We start from the raw sequence: 14,810 nt of genomic DNA, 5'->3' as shown, positions 1-14,810 counted from the left end.
CTTGCCACTGACAACACTATACCCCTAGGGGGTATAACGCGAGCCTCCTCCGTCCGTGGCGTCCGGGCGGGCGGGGCGGGGTCGGCCGGGGGCGACCAGGCGGGCTGGGCGGGCGGGGTCGTCGGGCGGGGGCGCGTACGGCCGGGCTCGAAGGTGCGGCCGGGTGCCCCTGAGTGGCCCCGTGCGGATGGACAGGACTTCCGGGGCATCGGTAAATGGCGGATATGACGCATACCGGGACGCTCATCCTGATCATGGCGATCGCGGTGCTCGCGCCCCTGCTCGCCTACTGGCTGGCGCGCTGGGTGACCGTGCCCCTGGTCATCTTCGAGATCCTGCTCGGCATCGTGATGGGCCCCGACGTCCTCGGCTGGGCGAGCTCCGGCGGCGTCATCGACGTGCTCTCCCAGCTCGGCCTGGCCATGCTGATCTTCCTGGCCGGCTACGAGATCCGCTTCGACGAGGTCCGCGGCGACACCTTGCGGCGCTCCGCCTGGGCCTGGGGGGCCGCCCTCGTGATCGGCCTGCTGATCGGCTGGCTCCTCTCCCGGGACGGCGGCCTCACCAAGGCCGCCTACCTCGGCACCGCCCTGACCAGCACCGCCCTCGGCACGATCCTGCCCGTCCTGCGGGACTCCGGGGACCTCAAGAGCCGCTTCGGCACCGTGATGATGGCCTTCGGGGCGGTGGGGGAGTTCGGCCCGATCATCGCCATGGCCATCCTGCTCAGCGGCCGCGACCCCGGCCGCTCCACCATCGTGCTCCTGGTCTTCGGCCTGCTCACCGCGGCCGCCGTCTACTGGGCCCTGCGCCCCAAGCCGCCCTGGTTCTCCCGGGTCATCGCCAAGACCCTGCACAGCAGCGCGCAGTTCGCGGTGCGGCTGGTGGTCCTGGTGCTGGTGGCGATGCTGGGGCTGGCGGAGGCCATGGGGCTGGACATCCTGCTGGGCGCCTTCGCCGCCGGGATGATCATCCGGCTGGTGCTCCACGGGGCCGCCCCCGAGAGCAGCGAACTCGTGCTCTCCAAGGTCGAGGCCATGGGATTCGGCTTCCTGGTGCCGCTCTTCTTCGTCGTCACCGGGATCGAGTTCGACCTCGACGCCCTGCTCGGCGGCGGCTGGACCCTGGCCCTGCTGCCGCTGTTCCTGGTGCTCTTCGTGCTGGTGCGGGGGCTGCCCATCTGGTTCCTCGCCCCCCGCGACCTCGGCCGCAAGGACCGGACCGCCCTGGTCCTCTTCGGCTCCACCGCCCTGCCGCTCGTGGTCGCGATCACCACCGTCGGGGTGGAGGACGGGGTCCTGAAGTCCGGAGAGGCCGCCGCCCTCGTCGGGGCGGGCATGGTCTCCGTCCTCCTCTTCCCCCTCCTCGGCCTGCGGGCCCGCCGGACCGCCGGCGAGCCGGTGCGGCCCGCGGGGCGGACCCCGGGGTCCGAGGCGTGGTGACGGCTCGTGCTGCGTGGCCGCCGTGACGGGGGCCGGCCCCGCCCGGGTCCGGGCGGGGCCGATCCGACCAGGGGTCCTCGGCTCAGGAGCTGCGGCCCCCCCGGTTGCCGGGCCGGCGGGCCACCCACTCCCTGACGGTGTCGGCGAACCAGTACGGCTTGCCGCCCTCCACGTGATCGGGCGGCGGGAGCAGGCCATGCTTGCGGTACGAGCGGACGGTGTCCGGTTGCACCCGGATGTGCGCGGCGATCTCCTTGTACGACCAGAGCGCGCGGTCGGTCATCTGCGGCACCTCCAAGTCCGCGTCCCCGGGGCGGCCGGGAGGCCGGCGGGGGAGCCGGGGCGCGGGTGCTGGTGATCACTCAGGCTGTGCCCGGAGAACGACGGACGGTGACCTTCCGGGTCCGGCTGTGATGCGCCTGTGACGGAAGACCCGCGTAACGCGGACACCGGTGACCGGACCGCGACCCTCGTGACACCCCTGCGACGAGCCCGCGGGGCGGGGCGGGGTCCCGACCGTCGTTCGGCTGCCCACCGCGTCCGCCTCAAACGCCGGCGGGGCTGGGTGGTGCCCTTGCCGTCGTTCACCCACCGGCCGTGTGCGCCTCAATCGCCGGCGGGGCTTGGTGGGGTCCGTCCGTAGTTCTGCTTCCTGCGTGGTGCGCCGGGGAGGCTGCGGTGTGTCGTCTGCCCGCGTTCGGCTGCCCCCCGTGTCCGCCTCAAACGCCGGCGGGGCTGGATGTGCCGCTGTCGTCTTTTCGCCGACGGCACGGCAGGCCCTCTTCAGCCACCACGGCCACATCCAGCCCGCGCGGCGTTTGAGCGCGTCGGTGAGCGGCGGCCGACCACGGTCAGGGCCACATCCAGCCCACGCGGCGTTTGAGCGCGTCCGTGACGTGCACGCGGGCACGGACAGGCGGCCACCCCCGGCCGCTCTGCCGCGTCAGCCGTGTCCGCCGTACAGCCCAGGCCGTTCCGCCAGGGACACCCTCTCGCGGACCCCGCTCCGCAGCGCCGTGACCCCGGCCTCGGCGACGGCCGCCGCCGCGTACCCGTCCCAGGCGCTCGGCCCGGTCGCCCGCCCCTCCCGCACCGCCTCGGTCCAGCGCCGCAGTTGCCGGTCGTAGGCATCGGCGAAGCGCACCGTGAAGTCCTGGACGATCTCCCCGCCCCAGCGGCCCCCGGACTGCACGACCATCGCCTGCCCGTCCCCGATCCGGGCACTGCCCGCCTCGCAGACCGCCTCGCACTGCACCTGGTAGCCGAAGCCGCAGTTGACGAAGACCTCCACGTCGACCACGGTCCCGCCGGAGGTCTCCAGCAGGACGAACTGCGGGTCCCGCAACCCCTCGGGGGCGCCTCCCGACGCGGTCGGGGTGAGGACCGAGACCGCCGTGACCTCCTGCCCGAGGAGCCACCGCGCCGCGTCCACCTCGTGCACCACCGAGTCGGCGATCAGCATCTCCGAGGTGAAGAAGGAGGGCGAGGCGGCGTTGCGGTGGCGGCAGTGCAGGAACAGCGGCCGCCCCAGCTCCGCCCCGTCGAGCAGCGCCTTCAGCCGCTCGTACTCGGCGTCGTACCGGCGCATGAACCCCACCTGGACCAGCCGCCTGCCGAGCCGGGCCTCCGCCTCGACGACCCGGAGGGCACCCGCCGGATCCGGTGTCATCGGCTTCTCGCACAGCACCGGCAGCTCCCGCTCCAGGCAGTGCAGCAGCACCTCCTCGTGGGCCGGGCCGGGCGAGGCGATCAGCACCGCGTCCACCCCCGGCGCCGCGAGCGCCGCCTCCGGGTCGGTGTACGCGCCGCACCCGTCGAGCCCGGCGGCCACCTCCTTGGCCCGCTCCCCGTCCACGTCCGCCACGGCCGCGACCCGCGCCCCGGCGACCATCCGGTCGATGCGCCGCGCGTGGTCGGCGCCCATCTTCCCCGTACCGATCACGGCGATGCCCAGCGTCCCGCTCATCGTCCGTCCCTCCCTCTCTCCTCGACGTGCCGCCGCCCGGTCCGTACCGGGCGGCGTCTCAGCCCAACCCGCAGGACCGCAGGTAGGCGCGGGTCCGGCGGGCCACCGGCAGGGGCCGCTCGGGCGGGCAGGGGTACATGTCCTGCTCCACGATCGCGAACAGCTCCCGCCCCAGGCCCTGGGCCGCCGTCAGTACCGGGCCCAGCTCCGGCACCCCGCGCGGCGGCTCGCACATCACCCCGCGGCCCACCGCCGGCCCGAACGGCAGCCCCTCCTCGACCACCTCCGCGAGGATCCTCGGGTCCACCTGCTTCAGGTGCAGGTACCCGATCCGCTCCCCGAACTCCTCGATCAGGGACACGCTGTCGCCCCCGCAGTAGGCGTAGTGCCCGGTGTCCAGGCACAGCGACACCAACTCCGGATCCGTGGCGTGCAGGAAGCGGGCCACGTTCTCCGGGGTGTCCACGTGGGTGTCCGCGTGCGGGTGCACCACGATCTCCAGCCCGTACCGGTCCCGGACCTCCCGCCCCAGCCGCTCGGTCTGCCGGGCCAGGTCCGACCACTGGGCGGCCGTCAGGGTCCGGTCCTCCAGGACCTCGCCGGTCTTGTCGTCCCGCCAGAACGACGGGATCACCACCAGGTGCCCGGCCCCCGTGGCCCGGGTCAGCTCCGCGATCCGCGACACGTGCGCCCAGGTCTCCTCCCAGACCGTGGGCCCGTGGTGGAGTCCGGTGAAGACCGTCCCCGCCGAGACCCGCAGCCCGCGCTTCGCGGTCTCCTCGGCCAGTCGCACCGGGTCCGTCGGCAGGTACCCGTACGGGCCCAGCTCGATCCACTCGTACCCCGCCTCGGCCACCTCGTCGAGGAAGCGCTCCCAGCCCGTCTGCAACGGATCCTCCGGGAACCACACCCCCCAGGAGTCCGGGGCCGAACCGAGCCGAATACGGGTCAACGCGGAGGGGGAGGAGGTCATGGGGCCACCTTAGGTCGCGAACCGGTACGGACAGCCGGACGAACGGATGAACAGCCGAGCGGACGGCCCGATGAACAGACGGACCGACGAAGAGACGGCCCGACGAACAGACGGACCGACAACCAGACAGAGCGACAGGCCGACGAGCAGACCGGCCGACCGCAGGGAGGACGAGCGTGAGCACCGATCCGTTCGAAGTGATCACGATGGGGCGGATCGGGGTGGATCTCTACCCGCTCAGGACCGGGGTTCCGCTCGCCGAGGCGGAAACCTTCGGGAAGTTCCTCGGCGGTTCACCCGCCAACGTGGCCGTGGCCGCCGCCCGGCTCGGCCGCCGCACCGCCCTCGTCACCCGCACCGGCGCCGACCCCTTCGGCGACTACCTGCGGTCCGAACTCCGCGGCTTCGGCGTGGACGACCGTTGGGCCGCCCCCGTCCCCGGCCTGCCCACCCCCGTGACCTTCTGCGAGATCTTCCCGCCCGACCACTTCCCGCTGTACTTCTACCGCTTCCCCAAGGCCCCCGACCTGGAGATCCACACCGACTCCCTCGACCTCGACGCCCTCCGCGCCGCCGGCCTGCTCTGGATGACCGGCACCGGGCTCAGCGCCGAACCCAGCCGCACCGCCACCCTCGACGCCCTCGCCGCCCGCGACCGCTCCGGCCCCACCGTCTTCGACCTGGACTGGCGCCCCACCCTCTGGGAGAAGGGCGAGGACCCCGTCCCGCACTACGCGCGCGCCCTGCGCCTGGCCACCGTCGCCGTCGGCAACCAGGAGGAGTGCGCCGTCGCCACCGGTGAGACCGAGCCCCTCGCCGCGGCCCGCGCCCTCCTCGACGCCGGGGTCGAACTGGCCGTGGTCAAACGCGGGCCGGACGGCGTCCTCGCCCTCGACCGCGCCGGGACCCTCACCGAGGTCCCGCCCGTCCCCGTGGACGTGGTCAACGGCCTCGGCGCCGGCGACGCCTTCGGCGGCTCCCTCTGCCACGGCCTCCTCGCCGCCTGGCCCCTGGAGCGGACCCTCCGGTACGCCAACGCCGCCGGCGCGATCGTCGCCTCCCGCCTCGCCTGCTCCAGCGCCATGCCCCGCCCCGCCGAGATCGAGGAGCTGCTCTCGTGCCGCTGACCGCCGAACACGTCCTCGACCGGACCCGGCTGCGGATCCTGGACCTCGCCCCCGGCGAGGACCACACGATCGAAGCCGGGGACCACGAGTGGATCCTGCTGCCGCTGAGCGGCGGCTGCGAGGCCGACTGCCTCCCCGCCGGCGCCCCGGAGCCCGTCCCGTTCCGGCTGCACGGCCGCCCCGGGGTGTTCCGCGCCGTCACCGACTTCGCGTACCTGCCCCGGGACAGCCGGACCCGGATCCGCTCCGCGACCGGCGGCCGGTACGCCCTCGCCGGGGCCCGCTGCGAGCGCGTCCTGCCGCCCCGCTACGGCCCGGCCGCCGGGGTCCCCGTGGAACTCCGCGGCAGCGGCACCTGCTCCCGGCAGGTCAACAACTTCGCCGCCGCCGACGTCTTCGACTGCGACCGCCTGATCGCCGTCGAGGTCCTCACCCCCGGCGGCAACTGGTCCTCCTACCCGCCGCACAAGCACGACGAGGAGCACCCCGGCGAGGAGACCGCCCTCACCGAGATCTACTACTACGAGATCGCCCCGCACGGGGACCACCCCGGACTCGGCTACCAGCGCGTCAGCCCCTCCCCGGCCGGGAAGACCGACCTGCTCGCCGAGGTCCGCACCGGCGACGCCGTCCTCATCCCCGACGGCTGGCACGGCCCCTCCATCGCCGCCCCCGGCCACGACATGTACTACCTCAACGTCATGGCCGGAGACGGCCCCGACCGGGCCTGGCTGATCCGCGACCACCCCGGCCACGCCTGGATCCGGCAGACCTGGCCCGACCGCCCCGTGGACCCGCGGCTGCCCTTCTACCGGGCCCCCGCCACCACCGGACCGGCCGGGGCCGAGCCCGCCGCCGGACGGGCCGGGACCGAGCCCGCCACCCACCGCACCGTGCACCCCGACCGCACCGTGCACCCCACCCGCCCCGAGGACGCCGACCGATGACCCGCACCCGCCGCCTCACCACCGCCCAGGCCCTGATCGCCTTCCTCGCCCGCCAGTACACCGAACGCGACGGCCGCCGCACCCGCCTCATCGCCGCGACCTGGGGGATCTTCGGCCACGGCAACGTCGCCGGGATCGGCCAGGCCCTCCTGGAGACCGGCCCCGACCCCGACCACGGCATGCCCTTCCTCCAGGGCCGCAACGAACAGGCCATGGTGCACGCCGCCGTGGGCTACGCCCGCCAGAGCGGCCGGCTCTCCACCCACGCCGTCACCACCTCCATCGGCCCCGGCGCCACCAACCTCGTCACCGGCGCCGCCCTCGCCACCGTCAACCGCATCCCCGTGCTCCTCCTCCCCGGCGACACCTTCGCCACCCGCCCCGCCGACCCCGTCCTCCAGCAGCTGGAGGTCCCCACCGCCGGCGACGTCTCCGTCAACGACACCCTCCGCCCCGTCTCCCGCTACTTCGACCGGATCACCCGCCCCGAGGCCCTGGTCCCCGCCGCCCTCCAGGCCGCCCGCGTCCTCACCGACCCCGTCGCCACCGGCGCCGTCACCCTCGCCCTGCCCCAGGACGTCCAGGCCGAGGCCCACGACTGGCCCGAGGAGTTCTTCGCCGAACGCGTCTGGACGATCCGACGCCCCCGCCCCGACCGCACCGAACTGCGCGCCGCCGCCGCGGCCGTCCGCGCCGCGGAACGCCCCCTGCTCATCGCTGGCGGCGGCATCCGCCACAGCGGCGCCGAAGCCGAACTCGCCACCTTCGCCGAGGCCACCGGCATCCCCGTGGCCGTCACCCAGGCCGGCAAGGGCGCCCTCCGCCACGACCACCCCGCCGAGGTCGGCGGCGTCGGCCACACCGGCACCGCCACCGCCGCCGACCTCGCCCGCGAGGCCGACCTGGTGATCGCCGCCGGCACCCGCCTCACCGACTTCACCACCGCCTCGAACACCCTCTTCCAGGAGCCGGGCGTCCGCTTCCTCGGCCTCAACCTCGACCCGTACGACGCCCACAAGGCCGCCGCCCTGCCCCTGGTCGGGGACGCCCGCGAATCCCTCGCCGCCCTCCGCGAAGCCCTCGACGGACACCGCGTCCCCGCCCCCTACGAGGACGGCTACCGCCTCGCGAAGCGCCACTGGGAGAACCTCGTCGACCGGGCCTTCCACGCCCCCGATCCCACGGCCCGCCCCACCCAGGCCCAGCTCCTCGGCCTCCTCGACACCCTGGTGGGGGAGGAGGACATCCTGATCAACGCCGCCGGCTCCCTCCCCGGGGACCTCCACAAGCTCTGGCGGGCCCGCTCCCCGCTCCAGTACCACGTGGAATACGGGTACTCCTGCATGGGCTACGAGATCCCCGCCGCCCTCGGCACCGCCCTCGCCGCCCCCGGCCGCCCCGTCTGGGCCCTCGTCGGAGACGGCACGTACCTGATGAACCCCACCGAAATCGTCACCGCCGTGCAGGAGGGCGTCCCCCTCAAACTGGTGATCGTGGACAACAGCGGCTACGCCTCCATCGGCGGCCTCTCCGAAACCGTCGGCGCCGAACGCCTCGGCACCGACTTCCGCTTCCCCGCCGCCCCCACCGTGGACCTCGCCGCCAACGCGGCCTCCCTCGGCCTCCGGGTCCTCCGCGCCCACACCGTCGGTGACCTGCGAGAAGCCCTCGCCGAGGCGCGTTCCTCCGACCGGCCCACATGTGTCTACGCGCAGACCCAAACGCCCGACACAGTGTCGGGCCCGCCCCCCGCGCAGGCGTGGTGGGATGTTCCCGTGGCCGAGACAGCCACCCGTGCGCCCGCCGTCAAGGCGCGCGAAGAGTACGACCGGCAAGCCGCAGCGCGACGTCGCCATCTGTGAAGGAGCAGCAACCATGAAGACCGTCAACCACTGGATCGGTGGCAAGACCGTCGAGGGCGCGTCGGGGAACTACGGCCCGGTCACCGACCCGGCGACCGGCGAGGTCACCACCCGGGTCGCCCTGGCCTCCGCGGCCGAGGTCGACGCGGCCGTCGCCGTGGCCAAGGAGGCCTTCCTCAGCTGGGGCCAGTCCTCCCTCGCCGCCCGCACCAAGGTCCTCTTCGCCTACCGCGCCCTGCTGGACGCCAACCGCGACGCCATCGCCGAGCTGATCGTCGCCGAGCACGGCAAGGTGCACTCGGACGCCCTCGGCGAGGTCGCCCGCGGCCTGGAGATCGTCGAGCTGGCCTGCGGGATCACCACCCAGCTCAAGGGCGAGCTGTCCACCTCCGTGTCGAACCGCGTGGACGTGGCCGCCATCCGCCAGCCGCTCGGCGTGGTCGCCGGCATCACCCCGTTCAACTTCCCGGCCATGGTGCCGATGTGGATGTTCCCGCTGGCCGTGGCCACCGGCAACACCTTCGTCCTCAAGCCCAGCGAGAAGGACCCCTCGGCTGCCAACAAGCTGGCCGAGCTGGCCACCGAGGCCGGACTGCCCGACGGCGTCCTCAACGTCCTGCACGGCGACAAGGTCGCCGTGGACGCCCTCCTCGCGCACCCGGACGTGGCCGCTGTCTCCTTCGTCGGCTCCACCCCGATCGCCCGCCACATCCACACCACCGCCTCCGCCAACGGCAAGCGGGTCCAGGCCCTCGGCGGCGCCAAGAACCACATGCTGGTGCTGCCCGACGCCGACCTCGACGCCGCCGCCGACGCCGCCGTCTCGGCCGCGTACGGCTCCGCCGGCGAGCGCTGCATGGCCATCTCCGCCGTCGTCGCCGTCGGCGCCATCGGCGACGAGCTGGTCCAGAAGATCCGCGAGCGCGCCGAGAAGATCAAGATCGGCCCCGGCAACGACCCCACCTCCGAGATGGGCCCGCTGATCACCGCCGCCCACCGCGACAAGGTCGCCTCGTACGTCCACGGCGCCGCCGCCCAGGGCGCCGAGGTCGTCCTCGACGGCACCGGCTACACCGTCGAGGGCCACGAGAACGGTCACTGGATCGGCCTCTCCCTCCTCGACCGCGTCAGCACCGACTCCGACGCCTACCGCGACGAGATCTTCGGCCCGGTGCTGTGCGTGCTGCGCGCCGACACCTACGAGGAGGGCGTGGCCCTCATCAACGCCTCGCCCTTCGGCAACGGCACCGCGATCTTCACCCGCGACGGCGGCGCCGCCCGCCGCTTCCAGCTGGAGATCCAGGCCGGCATGGTCGGCGTGAACGTCCCGATCCCCGTGCCGGTGGGCTACCACTCCTTCGGCGGCTGGAAGGACTCCCTCTTCGGGGACCACCACATCTACGGCAACGACGGCGTCCACTTCTACACCCGCGGCAAGGTCGTCACCACCCGCTGGCCCGACCCCTCCGAGGCCCCCTCCGGCGTGGACCTCGGCTTCCCCCGCAACCACTGACCCACCGGGGCAGCCACCCGCCCCACCCCGCCCCCCCCGGAGCCCCCGGCCCCCTCACGGCCGGGGGCTCAGGCGTCCTCCCCCCGAGCGGTTTCATGCGACTTCGCGCATATTCGCCGGACCGCATGGACGACGGACCACGCCTGCTCGTACGGTCATGCCCATCAGCCCGACAGGGCTGCCCGGCAAGGGGGTTCGACGTGGCGCGCGAGGAACTGACCAGGCTCACCGGCACAGGCGACGGCACCGGGGAATGTGGACAGGGCGACTGCCCGAACCTCTACCGCACCGCCTCCGGCTCGTTCATCGTCCAGGGCCAGGTGTCCGGGGCCTTCACCCCGCCGAGCGGGGAGGGCCTCGTGGAGATCCCCGAGGACGTGCTCAGGGAGGCGTTCCGTGCTCTTGGATGGTGAGGACTGGGCGGCGAAGTTCCGGACGTTCCGGACCGAGGCGTGGCGGCTCGAAACGCTGCCCCAGTACCTCGTGCCGCAGGAGGCCGAGGAGTTCGCGGCCTTCCGGACCGGGGCCCGGTTCCCCGGCCCGTACGAGGACGCGTGGACCGAGATGGTCCGCACCCGCAGCGTCGGTCGCGTGCACGTCCTCACCCGGCCGCTGAGCGACTACCTCCGGTTCGAGTTCGAGCGGTACTACCGCCACCAGGCCCCGGCGGGAGAGGACATCCGCATCCTCGACGTCACCGACCGGCCGAACCCGCTGCCGGCGGTCCGCGACTTCTGGATGTTCGACCGGACCACGGTCGTCCTCATGCACTACGAGCCCGACGGCAGGCAGATCGGCCGCGAGCTGTACGCGGGCGACCCCGCCCCGTTCGTCGAGTACCAGCGCGTCGCCGTCGCCGCGTCGGTGCCCTTCCAGGAGTACGTGAAGGGCATTGGCCTTTGACCCCGGGCGGCTGGGCGAGTCGAGGACGGACCTGGCGCACGCGCTGAAGGCCCTGCGGAAGCGGGCCGGGTGGACCCAGACCCGGCTCGCCTTGCGCTGCAACATGTCCCAGACGAAGGTCAGCAACATCGAGAGCGGGAAGCTGACCCCCGCCCTCGTGGACGTGGAGCTGATCTGCCGTGCCTTGGGCGCTCCCGTGTCGGTCGTCAGCGAAGTGATGGGCATGGCCCGCATGGCCAATACGGAATGGAAGGACTTCTGGTCTTCGCGCCGACGCGGCCTGGACAAGCGCCAGAACGAACTCGCCGGATTCGAGAAGGCGTCCACCGAATTCCGCTACTTCCTGCCGGCGATGGTCACGGGGTTGCTCGCCACCCCTGAATACGTACGGGCCAGTCTCTCGGGCGTGCCGGGAGATCAGAGCCGGACCGTCGCCCTGAAACTCGAACGGCAGGCGGTGCTCCACGACGCGTCGAAGCGGTTCACGTTCGTCCTCACCGAGCAGGCCGTCCGCTGGCCCCTGATCCCCCCGATGGCCCTGGCCCTGCAGATGGACCGGCTGGCCTCGCTGACGCGCCTGCCCAACGTCCGCATTGGGGTGATCCCGCTCGGCCCCGAGGTGGCCCCAGGTCCCCTCAACGTGTTCACCGTCTACGACGACCGCATCGCCACCGTCGAGACGTCCACGGGCGTGCTGGTCTTCCGGGACCACCGGGACGTTTCCGCCTACCTCCAGGAATTCGCCGCTTTCGAACGCCGTGCCCTTTTCGGGGAGCGGGCCAGGGAGCATTTGCGTGAATGGGCGATCGCTTTTACCCGACCACGCGAATAGGCCTTCAGTGGCTCCGCGCCAGTGCCGAAGATTGCCGAGGAAACACCGGCGAGCGGGAGGTGCCATGGAGGAGAAGAGCGGGCGGGCGGCGGCGGTCGAGTGGGAGTACGTGACCTACGCGCCGGCCGGCGTCTCGTGCCACGTGTGTCGGCGCGGGTTCGAGCCGTTGGTGCCGGTGTGGCGGGGTGGGGTCGGGGCGGCGGCGGTGTACCGGCACGCCGTCCGGTGCCCGTGGGCGGAGGAGCTCTGAGGGGGGCCGGGGCGGGTGGGTCCGCCCCGGGCCGTGGGGGCCGGAGTGCCGGCCGCCCCGAGGGCGTCTAGGCCCCGCTCACCGCGAGGGCCTTGCGGAGGCCGCAGGGCGGGCACATCGCGTGCGGCGGTGCCGAGCGGACCTCCTCTCCGCATTCGACGCAGGCGCCGTTGGCGGCGCGCCGGGCCCGGCGCTTGTGGTCGTGCAGTTCCGTGCTCATCTCTTCCGTGACCTCCGAACGTGACGCGTGCCCGGGGGCCGCGCCCCCGGGCTCATCGCGGGCGTTCCACGGACGCCCGCATCTTCAGGTCCCACAGTGTTCCAAGCGGGGCTGGAACTTCCCTTCAGCAACACGGGACGGAAACGAGCCCTTTCGACGGCCGTCACGGGGCGCTCAGGAGCTCCGGTTCGGCTCCCGTCCCGTCCGGGGCCCGATCCTGACGCAGCCGGCGCAGCTTCAGGGACCAGGCGCCGATCGCGGTGCCGAGGAGCAGGAGCAGGACCCCGAGGGCCGGCCACGGTACGGCCCAGAACCCGGCCGTACCGGATTCCCGCAGGTCGGGGTGGCCCTCGCTGGTGGCGGTGAGGCGCAGCGTCACCCGGCCCAGCTGGGGCGCGTCCGCCCAGGTCTCCGTGAGCCGCACCGCGTGGCCCGGCAGCAGGGACAGCCGCAGGTCCTTGGCGGGCCGGTCCAGGAGGGTGCGGCCGAAAACACCCTGCGCGCGGACGGCGATCCGTGGATCGAGGACGACGTTGCCGCGGTTGACGAGGGTGTAGGTGACGGTGGCGGGGGCGCGGGAGGTCCAGGGGAGCAGCGGGGCCTCCCGGGTGATCCGTACGTCCTCCACGCCGACGGCCGCGGTGAGGGGGCCGGGGACGCGGAAGTAGATCCGGGCGCCCACCGAGCGGCGGACCCCCACCTGCACCTTCCCCTCCTTCTTGATGCCCTCGACCTCGGTGTTCAGGGCGACGATCCCGCCGACGTGGTCGCCGGGGGAGGCGTCCTCGGGGACCGTCACGGTGAACGGCACCTCGGTGCGGCCCTTGGCGGGGACGGTGACGGTGCGCCCGGTGACCTCCTCGGGCAGGGTGATCCAGGTGCCGAGGCCGGTGGGACGGGTCTCCACGGGCAGCAGGGCGAAGGCGCCGCCGTCCGGGGTGTTCACGGCGTCGGTGGCGAAGATCCGGAAGGTGATCGGGGCCTCGGAGGTGTTGGAGACGGTCACGCTGTCGGTGACGGTGCTCCCGGCCTCGCCCTGGTGGAAGAAGTAGGCCCGCTCGGCGGTGGAACGGCCGGCGCCGGGCGTGGGGAAGACCCCCCAGCTGCCGTTGTCGGCGGCGCGCGCGGTCCCGGTCCCGACCGGCCCGACGAGTTGGCCCAGGGTCAGGAGGGCGGCGAGGAGCAGGCCGTACAGGGGGGTGCGGGCACGGAGGGTGGTGCGGCGGAGCACCGGGACGCGGGTGCGGGAGCCGGTGCGGGGGATGCGGGTGCGGAAGGGCATGGCTCGGTCTCCGGGGGACGGCGGGTCGGGGGCGACGGGACGCGGGAGGGGCGGTGCGGGGCCGCCCGAGGCCCCGCACCGCCCCCGCCCCGGTCAGGAGACCGAGAAGGTCACGACCGACTGGTACGTGTCCGCGAACATGAAGGCGGGCAGCTGGATCATCGCGCCGCCGCCGACGGCGAACTCACCGCCGGTCAGCTCGTCCCCGCCGGGTGCGGCGGAGGCGACCTTGAGCGGGCTGTCCGTGATGGCGCCGGGCGCCCCCGCGGAGCAGGCGCTCGGGCTGTCCGGGTTGGTGACCGTGCACACCGGCTGGATGCCGAGCTGCGCGGTGGCCATGGCGTGCCCGGTGGTGGTGTTCAGGAACGGCGTGCGGGTGACCGTCAGGTCCCAGCCGAGGGTGCCGCCGCGGAAGTCCTGGACGGTGGCCGCGTTGAACTGGCCGACCACGGACTGCTTCTTGCCGTTGATGGTGACCGAGCCGAAGTCCAGGGCCGGCAGGCCGCCGGTCGGGCCGAGGGCGAGCGGTCCGGCCAGCACCTCGACGTCCACGGGGTGCGGGACCCCGACGGCCGGGGTGAGGTAACTGAAGGGCTTGCCGGGCGCCGAGCCGATCCGGACGCCGTCGGCCTTCTTCGTGACGGTCAGGGTGCAGGTGGCCACCCCGGCCGCGTCGGCGGTGCCGGTACCGGTGTCCCCGGTGTCGGTGCCGGAAAGGGAGGCGGCGCAGGTCACCGGGCCGGGGGTGAAGTTGGCGCCGGTGGCGACGACTTCGGTGCCGGGGCCGCCGCTGTTGGGCGTCAGCTTGGTGGTGACCGGGTCCTTGGGCAGGGCCTCCACGGCGATGGAGCCGAGGACGGCGCTGGGACGCGGCTGCGGCAGACAGGTGGTCGTGAACACCGAGCCGCCCAGATCGGCGTCGGTCACCGCGGAGTCCAGGCGGATCTCCACCGTGGTGCCCTCGGTGCCGTCCGGGACCTTGATGGTGCCGCTGAAGGACTTCGGGTCCAGCGGGACCCCCGGGGTCACGGTGACGCTCTCCGGCGGGCTGGTCACCGTCTGGTTGCCCGCCCCCACCTTCAGGGCGATCTTGGTGGTGTTGACGGTGGTGACCGCGAACTGCGGGATCAGCGGGCTGGGGCCCGGGTCGATGGTGATCGGCACGACGTCCCCGGCCTTGGCGGTGTCGGGGAGCGTGATCGTGTAGTTCTGGTCGCCCGAACCGTCGGGCTGCGGGGCGGGGGCGTCACAGTTCGAGAACACCGGGGTGGTCTTCGTCGCGGCCTGTGCCGTACCCGCCAGACCCGCCATGCCACTCAGCGCCAGGGTGAGGGCGCCCGCCCCGGCCAGGACTCTTCGTCGGTAACTCGTGCTCACTGGGTCGCGACTCCTTCGTCATGACGAACCCTCCCCGCACCCGGTGTGCGGGGGAGGCCGAGCCGGTGCGGTGGCCGACATTGACGCGTCGCGGACCGGAGAAGTCAATGACTTGT

At 73.3% G+C, this 14,810-nt stretch carries 15 protein-coding genes; 9 read left to right on the top strand and 6 right to left on the bottom strand.

The window, feature by feature from the left end:
* Window positions 1-224 precede the first annotated feature (224 nt).
* The gene (locus tag ABTZ17_RS01050; RefSeq protein WP_352193385.1) at window positions 225-1,442 is read left to right on the top strand and encodes a cation:proton antiporter; all 1,218 of its coding nucleotides are present in this window, start codon (window positions 225-227) and stop codon (window positions 1,440-1,442) included.
* 82 nt (window positions 1,443-1,524) lie between these two features.
* Here ABTZ17_RS01050 and ABTZ17_RS01045 read toward each other — a convergent pair whose 3' ends face one another.
* The 3 genes from ABTZ17_RS01045 to ABTZ17_RS01035 form a co-directional block, all read right to left on the bottom strand.
* Window positions 1,525-1,725, bottom strand: coding sequence for a helix-turn-helix transcriptional regulator (locus ABTZ17_RS01045; RefSeq protein WP_352193384.1), 201 nt, complete (start codon window positions 1,723-1,725; stop codon window positions 1,525-1,527).
* A 660-nt stretch (window positions 1,726-2,385) separates the two neighbouring features.
* Window positions 2,386-3,408, bottom strand: coding sequence for a Gfo/Idh/MocA family protein (locus ABTZ17_RS01040; RefSeq protein ID WP_352193383.1), 1,023 nt, complete (start codon window positions 3,406-3,408; stop codon window positions 2,386-2,388).
* Between the two features lie 58 nt (window positions 3,409-3,466).
* Window positions 3,467-4,381, bottom strand: a complete 915-nt coding sequence (locus ABTZ17_RS01035) for a sugar phosphate isomerase/epimerase family protein (RefSeq protein ID WP_352193382.1) — start codon at window positions 4,379-4,381, stop codon at window positions 3,467-3,469.
* Between the two features lie 206 nt (window positions 4,382-4,587).
* On the opposite strand from ABTZ17_RS01035, the gene iolC reads away from it, so the two are divergent.
* The 8 genes from iolC (at window position 4,588) to ABTZ17_RS00995 (ending at window position 11,815) form a co-directional block, all read left to right on the top strand.
* The gene (gene iolC, locus ABTZ17_RS01030) at window positions 4,588-5,508 is read left to right on the top strand and encodes a 5-dehydro-2-deoxygluconokinase (protein ID WP_502994571.1); all 921 of its coding nucleotides are present in this window, start codon (window positions 4,588-4,590) and stop codon (window positions 5,506-5,508) included.
* Window positions 5,499-6,455 (top strand): 5-deoxy-glucuronate isomerase, encoded by a 957-nt coding sequence (iolB, locus tag ABTZ17_RS01025; protein ID WP_352193380.1) that lies wholly within the window; start codon window positions 5,499-5,501, stop codon window positions 6,453-6,455. The genes iolC and iolB overlap by 10 nt, the downstream gene beginning before the upstream one ends.
* Window positions 6,452-8,317, top strand: a complete 1,866-nt coding sequence (gene iolD / locus ABTZ17_RS01020; RefSeq protein WP_352193379.1) for a 3D-(3,5/4)-trihydroxycyclohexane-1,2-dione acylhydrolase (decyclizing) — start codon at window positions 6,452-6,454, stop codon at window positions 8,315-8,317. Before iolB ends, iolD begins: the two co-directional genes overlap by 4 nt.
* Before the next feature lie 13 nt (window positions 8,318-8,330).
* The gene (locus tag ABTZ17_RS01015; RefSeq protein WP_352193378.1) at window positions 8,331-9,830 is read left to right on the top strand and encodes a CoA-acylating methylmalonate-semialdehyde dehydrogenase; all 1,500 of its coding nucleotides are present in this window, start codon (window positions 8,331-8,333) and stop codon (window positions 9,828-9,830) included.
* Window positions 9,831-10,030: 200 nt separating this feature from the next.
* A complete protein-coding gene (locus ABTZ17_RS01010) occupies window positions 10,031-10,243 on the top strand; it encodes a hypothetical protein (RefSeq protein ID WP_352193377.1) in 213 nt (70 codons plus the stop codon).
* Entirely contained in the window at window positions 10,227-10,733 is a 507-nt protein-coding gene (locus ABTZ17_RS01005) for a DUF6879 family protein (protein ID WP_352193376.1), read from the top strand. The genes ABTZ17_RS01010 and ABTZ17_RS01005 overlap by 17 nt, the downstream gene beginning before the upstream one ends.
* Window positions 10,723-11,565, top strand: coding sequence for a helix-turn-helix domain-containing protein (locus ABTZ17_RS01000; protein ID WP_352193375.1), 843 nt, complete (start codon window positions 10,723-10,725; stop codon window positions 11,563-11,565). Before ABTZ17_RS01005 ends, ABTZ17_RS01000 begins: the two co-directional genes overlap by 11 nt.
* A 64-nt stretch (window positions 11,566-11,629) precedes the next feature.
* The gene (locus tag ABTZ17_RS00995) at window positions 11,630-11,815 is read left to right on the top strand and encodes a hypothetical protein (RefSeq protein WP_352193374.1); all 186 of its coding nucleotides are present in this window, start codon (window positions 11,630-11,632) and stop codon (window positions 11,813-11,815) included.
* A gap of 67 nt (window positions 11,816-11,882) precedes the next feature.
* On the opposite strand, the gene ABTZ17_RS00990 is transcribed toward ABTZ17_RS00995, so the two are convergent.
* The 3 genes from ABTZ17_RS00990 to ABTZ17_RS00980 form a co-directional block, all read right to left on the bottom strand.
* Window positions 11,883-12,035 (bottom strand): hypothetical protein, encoded by a 153-nt coding sequence (locus tag ABTZ17_RS00990; RefSeq protein ID WP_352193373.1) that lies wholly within the window; start codon window positions 12,033-12,035, stop codon window positions 11,883-11,885.
* A 163-nt stretch (window positions 12,036-12,198) separates the two neighbouring features.
* A complete protein-coding gene (locus ABTZ17_RS00985) occupies window positions 12,199-13,317 on the bottom strand; it encodes a WxL protein peptidoglycan domain-containing protein (protein ID WP_352193372.1) in 1,119 nt (372 codons plus the stop codon).
* A 93-nt stretch (window positions 13,318-13,410) separates the two neighbouring features.
* Window positions 13,411-14,694, bottom strand: a complete 1,284-nt coding sequence (locus ABTZ17_RS00980) for a WxL domain-containing protein (protein ID WP_352193371.1) — start codon at window positions 14,692-14,694, stop codon at window positions 13,411-13,413.
* Between the last annotated feature and the right edge of the window lie 116 nt (window positions 14,695-14,810).

Origin of the sequence: Streptomyces sp. NPDC097619 (assembly GCF_040302735.1) — a bacterium.
GTDB lineage: Bacteria > Actinomycetota > Actinomycetes > Streptomycetales > Streptomycetaceae > Streptomyces.
This window is presented reverse-complemented; position numbering and strand designations above follow the sequence as displayed.

Excerpts from the sequence above, each read along its gene's own strand:
- ABTZ17_RS01045 (WP_352193384.1), bottom strand. The coding sequence starts at position 1,725 with ATGACCGACCGCGCGCTCTGGTCGTACAAGGAGATCGCCGCGCACATC.
- iolD (WP_352193379.1), top strand. The coding sequence starts at position 6,452 with ATGACCCGCACCCGCCGCCTCACCACCGCCCAGGCCCTGATCGCCTTC.
- ABTZ17_RS00985 (WP_352193372.1), bottom strand. The coding sequence starts at position 13,317 with ATGCCCTTCCGCACCCGCATCCCCCGCACCGGCTCCCGCACCCGCGTC.
- ABTZ17_RS01050 (WP_352193385.1), top strand. The coding sequence starts at position 225 with ATGACGCATACCGGGACGCTCATCCTGATCATGGCGATCGCGGTGCTC.
- ABTZ17_RS01035 (WP_352193382.1), bottom strand. The coding sequence starts at position 4,381 with ATGACCTCCTCCCCCTCCGCGTTGACCCGTATTCGGCTCGGTTCGGCC.
- iolC (WP_502994571.1), top strand. The coding sequence starts at position 4,588 with ATGGGGCGGATCGGGGTGGATCTCTACCCGCTCAGGACCGGGGTTCCG.
- ABTZ17_RS01040 (WP_352193383.1), bottom strand. The coding sequence starts at position 3,408 with ATGAGCGGGACGCTGGGCATCGCCGTGATCGGTACGGGGAAGATGGGC.
- ABTZ17_RS00995 (WP_352193374.1), top strand. The coding sequence starts at position 11,630 with ATGGAGGAGAAGAGCGGGCGGGCGGCGGCGGTCGAGTGGGAGTACGTG.
- ABTZ17_RS01015 (WP_352193378.1), top strand. The coding sequence starts at position 8,331 with ATGAAGACCGTCAACCACTGGATCGGTGGCAAGACCGTCGAGGGCGCG.
- ABTZ17_RS00990 (WP_352193373.1), bottom strand. The coding sequence starts at position 12,035 with ATGAGCACGGAACTGCACGACCACAAGCGCCGGGCCCGGCGCGCCGCC.